At 77.7% G+C, this 4,833-nt stretch carries 4 protein-coding genes and 1 pseudogene; 2 read left to right on the forward strand and 3 right to left on the reverse strand.

Annotation, left to right across the window (positions count from 1 at the left end):
- Nucleotides 1-80 precede the first annotated feature (80 nt).
- Nucleotides 81-824, forward strand: a pseudogene (locus MHY85_RS20140) (hypothetical protein); the annotation flags it as partial.
- Nucleotides 825-1,037: 213 nt separating this feature from the next.
- On the opposite strand, the gene MHY85_RS20145 reads toward MHY85_RS20140, so the two are convergent.
- Both MHY85_RS20145 and MHY85_RS20150 read right to left on the reverse strand, forming a co-directional pair.
- Nucleotides 1,038-1,904, reverse strand: a complete 867-nt coding sequence (locus MHY85_RS20145) for an NAD(P)H-hydrate dehydratase (RefSeq protein ID WP_239200010.1) — start codon at nt 1,902-1,904, stop codon at nt 1,038-1,040.
- The gene (locus tag MHY85_RS20150) at nt 1,897-2,613 is read right to left on the reverse strand and encodes a histidine phosphatase family protein (protein ID WP_239200012.1); all 717 of its coding nucleotides are present in this window, start codon (nt 2,611-2,613) and stop codon (nt 1,897-1,899) included. The genes MHY85_RS20145 and MHY85_RS20150 overlap by 8 nt, the downstream gene beginning before the upstream one ends.
- A 165-nt stretch (nt 2,614-2,778) precedes the next feature.
- On the opposite strand from MHY85_RS20150, the gene MHY85_RS20155 reads away from it, so the two are divergent.
- Entirely contained in the window at nt 2,779-3,798 is a 1,020-nt protein-coding gene (locus MHY85_RS20155; protein ID WP_239200017.1) for a zinc-dependent alcohol dehydrogenase, read from the forward strand.
- Nucleotides 3,799-4,096: 298 nt separating this feature from the next.
- Here the strand turns inward: MHY85_RS20155 and MHY85_RS20160 are convergent, their stop codons facing one another.
- Complete coding sequence (locus MHY85_RS20160) at nt 4,097-4,501, reverse strand: NAD(P)H-dependent oxidoreductase (protein ID WP_239200014.1); 405 nt, start codon at nt 4,499-4,501, stop codon at nt 4,097-4,099.
- Between the last annotated feature and the right edge of the window lie 332 nt (nt 4,502-4,833).

A 4,833-nucleotide genomic window follows, 5' to 3' on the forward strand; every position in this document is an offset into this window, starting at 1 on the left:
CCGCCGACCCGGCACCCGTCCCCGAGGCGCCCGTGGCCCCGGTCGTCCCCCTGCGTGGCCCGCGTCGCGCCCGCCGCTGGGTGGCCGCCGCGGCGGGCGTCGCGGCGGCGGGCGTCGGCGGCACGGTGCTGGCGCTGCTGCCGGTGCACGACCCGCCCGCCGCCGTCGCGAGCGGGTCCCCGCCGATGCTGGCGTACCCCGTGGCCCCCGCGGACCTCGCGGCGGGCGCGGGCGAGCCGGCGCGGGACACGCTGCTCGCGCTGGCCGGCACCGCGGCGACGCAGACCGACCCCGAGCCCGCGGGCGACGTGCAGCACGTGCTGTCCCAGGCCTGGTACCTCAGCACCGTCGTCGGCGCGGACGGGGACTCGACCTCGACCGTCGACCCGCTGGTGCGGGAGACGTGGCTGAGCCCGGACGGCTCGTCGGTCGCCCTGGAGTGGCGCGGGCAGCACCTCGCCGAGGACGGCCGGCTGGCGGCCGTCGACACGACGCCGGCGGACGCGGCCGTGGACCGGCTGCCCGCCGGCACGTTCGACCCGGACCTGTTCACCGCGATGTCGGACGACCCCGCGGCGCTGCGCTCGGAGCTGCTGGAGGCGGCCGGCGGCGAGGCGGTCGGCTGCGGCCCGGACACGACCTTCGCCGCGTGGTGCCTCTACCGGGCGGCCGCGATCGTGTCCGACCCGTACGTGCTGCCCTCGTCCTTCGAGTCGACGCTGTGGACGGTCCTGGCGGACGAGCCGGGCGTGACGCTCGCGGGCGAGGTGACCGACCGGACCGGGCGGCGCGCGGTGGCGCTGGCGGTGCCGGGTGGCCCGGAGACCGGGATCGAGGCGGTCCGGGTCCTGCTGGTCGACGCGAGCACCGGGCGGCTGTCCGGGCACGAGGAGATCACGCTGCTGTCCGAGCCGGCCGGTATCGACGAGCCGACGGTGACGCAGTTCCGGTACGTGGTCGGCGCCGACCACGTGGCCGAGCCGGGTGGTGGGGCCGCGGGCGGCGCGTCCGCGTCCTCCGCGCCCGGCGCCGCGCCGTCAGGCCTGCAGCTCGACCAGGACGGCCGGGACCTCGTCCGCCAGCTCGCGCGCCAGGTAGCCCAGCGGGCCGACGCGGGCGGCCAGACGGTCGCCGGCGGAGCCGTGGACGGCCGTGCCCCAGCAGGCGGCCTGCTCGGCGGACGCGCCCCCGGCGAGGAGCCCGGCGACCGCGCCGGCCAGCACGTCGCCGCTGCCTGACGTGCCGAGCCCGGCGTAGCCGGTCGCCGAGGACCAGCGGCGCCCGTCCGGGTGCGCGATCGTCCCCGCGCAGCTGACGACGGCGCCCCACCGGTCGGCGACGCGCGCGGCGGCGTCGTCCGGGTCGACCTCGTCCACGCCGAGCAGCCGGGCCGCCTCGGTGGTGTTGGGGGTCAGGACGGTGCGGCCCTCGGGGAGCCTGATCTCGTCCCGCAGGCCCGGCAGCACGCCGAGCGCGAAGGCGTCGAGCAGCACGGCGGCGTCGCGCTCGGCCAGGGCGCCGAGCACGGACCGGACCAGGGCCGCCGCGCCCTCCGGCTCGTCCAGCCCGGGGCCGACGACGACCGCGTCGGCGCGCTCCAGCTCCGCCGCCAGGTGCGGGGGCGTCGCGCCGGTGGGCGAGCCGTCGGCGTCCTCGGGCAGCGCCAGCACGCCGGCCTCCGGCGTCGCCACCGCGAGCGGCGCCGCCACCGAGGCGGCGACCGCCAGGGTCAGGCGCCCGGCGCCGATCCGCAGCGCGGTCAGCCCGGCCAGCGCCGCGGCGCCCGGCGTGCGGCGGGCGCCGCCCACGACGAGGACGCCGCCGCGGACGTCCTTCGCGCCGTCCCGCGGCGGCAGCGGCCAGCCGCGCAGCAGCGCGGGGGTGAGGGGCGCCGGGTCAGTCATCGCCCTGCCCCGGGTGCTCGGTGACCTCGGCGCCGCCGAGGTGCGCGACGTCGTCGACGACCTCGGCGCGCCAGCCGTCCGGGCCGCCGACCAGGACCGTCACCGACGCGTTGCGGACGCTGCGCTCGGCGACCTGCGCCATGAGCTCGTCCTCGGTCAGCCCCTCGCACACGTAGCGCAGCAGCCAGATCACGGCGTCGTGGCAGACGACCAGCACCCGCCGGCCCGCCTCCCGCCGCTCGATGTCGCCGACGACCGAGCGGAGCCGCAGGGCGACGTCGGACCACGACTCGCCGCCCGGCGGGCGGAAGTACATCTTGCCGAGCCGGTCCCGGCGCGCTGCCTCGTCGGGGAACCGCGCGTCGACGCCGTGGCTGGTCAGCCCGTCGAGGATGCCGAGCTCGCGGTCCCGCAGCCGCTCGTCGACCACCGGGCGCAGCGCCAGCCCGGCCTTCTCGACCGCGAGCTCCGCCGTGCGGCGGGCCCGGACGTACGGGGAGCACCACAGGGCCTCGGGTGCCTCGCCGGCCGGCAGCGTGGCCAGGTGGGCGCCGAGGGCGCGCGCCTGCTCCTCCCCGGTGGCCGAGAGGGGGGTGTCCGCGTCGCGCCACGGCACGCCGACGGTCTCCGCGCCCGTGCGCTCGGCGCGCGTCGCGGCGACGTTCCCCTCGCTCTCCCCGTGACGGACGAGCACGAGTCTGCTGGTCATGTCCCCACGGTCGCAGCAGGCCACCCGCCGCGCATCCGGGGGCGCCGGTGCCGCCCGCGGTGGGTCCTCGGTCCCGGCCGCGGGACGGGCGGCCGGCGGTACGTTCTCGTGACAGCGTTCACAAGGTGGTGGACGCGCGGCGTGAGGAGAGCTGCTGTGCCCGAGATGATGAAGGCCGCGGTCGTCCGCGACCTCGGCGCCCCGCTGGTCGTCGAGGAGCGCCCGGTCCCGGTGCCGGGACCGCACCAGGCCCTGGTGAAGGTCGACTACTCCGGCGTCTGCCACACCGACCTGCACGCGGCCCGCGGCGACTGGCCCGTGCGTCCCGTGCCGCCGTTCGTGCCGGGGCACGAGGGTGCCGGGCGCGTCGTGGCCGTCGGCTCCGAGGTGCGGGGCGTCCGCGAGGGCGACCGGCTCGGCAACGCCTGGCTGGCGACGGCGTGCGGCACCTGCACCGACTGCCTGCGCGGCTGGGAGACGCTCTGCACCGCCCAGCAGAACTCGGGCTACTCCGTCGACGGCTCGTTCGCCGAGTACATGCTGGTCGACGCGCGGTACGCCCCGCGCATCCCCGAGGGGATCGACGCCGCCGGCGTCACCGCGGTGCTGTGCGCGGGGGTGACGGTCTACAAGGGCCTCAAGGTGGCGGACGCGAAGCCGGGCGACTGGGTCGTCGTCTCCGGGATCGGCGGGCTCGGGCACATGGCGATCCAGTACGCGGCCGCGATGGGCTACCGGGTGATCGCGGTGACCGGCTCGGAGTCCAAGCGGGCCTCGGCGCTCGAGTACGGCGCCGAGCTCGTCGTGAACCACCGCGACGGCGACCCGGGCGAGGCCGTGCACGACCTGGTCGGCGGCGCGCACGCGGCCCTGGTGACCGCGGTCAGCGAGTCGACGTTCCCGCAGGCGCTGTCGATGCTGCGCCGCGGCGGGACGGTCTCGCTCGTCGGGCTGCCGCCGGGCACCTTCCCGCTGTCGATCTTCGACACCGTGCTGCGCGGCCTGACCGTGCGCGGGTCGATCGTCGGCACCCGGCTCGACATGCGCGAGGCCGTCGACTTCTTCGACCGGGGCCTCGTGCGCACCAAGTACGAGCTGCGGCCGCTCGACGCGGTGAACGACGTGTTCGCGCGGATGGAGACGGGTTCCATCGACGGGCGCGTGGTGCTCGACATGGGGCTGTGACGCCCGGTCATCGCCTGTGAGCGAGGTCACACGGCGGTGATGTGACGGATCGGCGCTCCCTGCGGACTACACGGGTGACGCGCACGGCCGGTGTGGAGGGCACCGGTCGGCGCGCGGCGGCCCGTCCGAGCCCGCAGGGGGCGGCTCGGCCGGACCCGCCGCACCCGACCGGCCCCCGGGAGCCCAGGCTCCCGGGGGCCGCGGTGCGTGCGGTGCGCGGCGCGTGCGGGGGCGTGGTGCGCGGCGCGTGCGGGGGCGTGGTGCCGGCGAGTCCCCGGCGGGTGTCGCGCGGCCCGGGTCAGGAGGCCGGCGGCCCGAGCGGCGTCGCCGCCAGCGCGCGCGCCACGCCCACCAGGTTCTGCGCCATCGCCCGCCCGGTCGAGTGGCTCCAGTCGTGGCCCTCCTCGGCGCCGGAGTAGTTCGGCCCCGGCCCCGGCCCGCGGTTCCAGTACGTCCAGCCCTGCGGCGCGATGGTGAACCCGATGTCCACCAGCCCGCCCGCGATCTCCGAGATCACGTGGTGCGCGCCGTCCTCGTTGCCCGTGACGACGACGCCCGCGACCCGGTTGTAGGCGACGGGACGGCCCGCGTCGTCCGTCTCGGAGATCATCGCGTCCATCCGCTCCAGCATCTTCTGGGCGATCGACGACGGGTGCCCGACCCACGTGGGGGTGGCGACGACCAGGATCTCGGCGTCGAGCACCGTGCGGCGGACCGCGGGCTACTCGTCGGTGCCGCCCAGGTCCGACTCGACGCCGGGCGGGATGTCGTGGTCGGCCAGCCGGATGGTCGTGACCTCGACGCCGTGGCCCTCCAGGGCCTCGACGACGACGCGCGCGAGCTGCTCGGTGTTCGCGCTCCCACGCCCGCCCCTGCGCGCCGAGATAGGACCGCCGCGCCCGAACAGGACTGCGCAGCGCCCTCTCTCGGCGGAACGGACCTATCTCGGCGCGGACGTGGTCGCCGAGCTCGGTGCGTCGAGCCGGGGCGCGCCGGCGAGCGTCAGGCGACCGGGGTGTCCCGGCGGCGGGGGAG

Origin of the sequence: Cellulomonas sp. ACRRI (genome assembly GCF_022346185.1) — a bacterium.
In the GTDB taxonomy this organism is placed as follows: Bacteria; Actinomycetota; Actinomycetes; order Actinomycetales; family Cellulomonadaceae; genus Cellulomonas.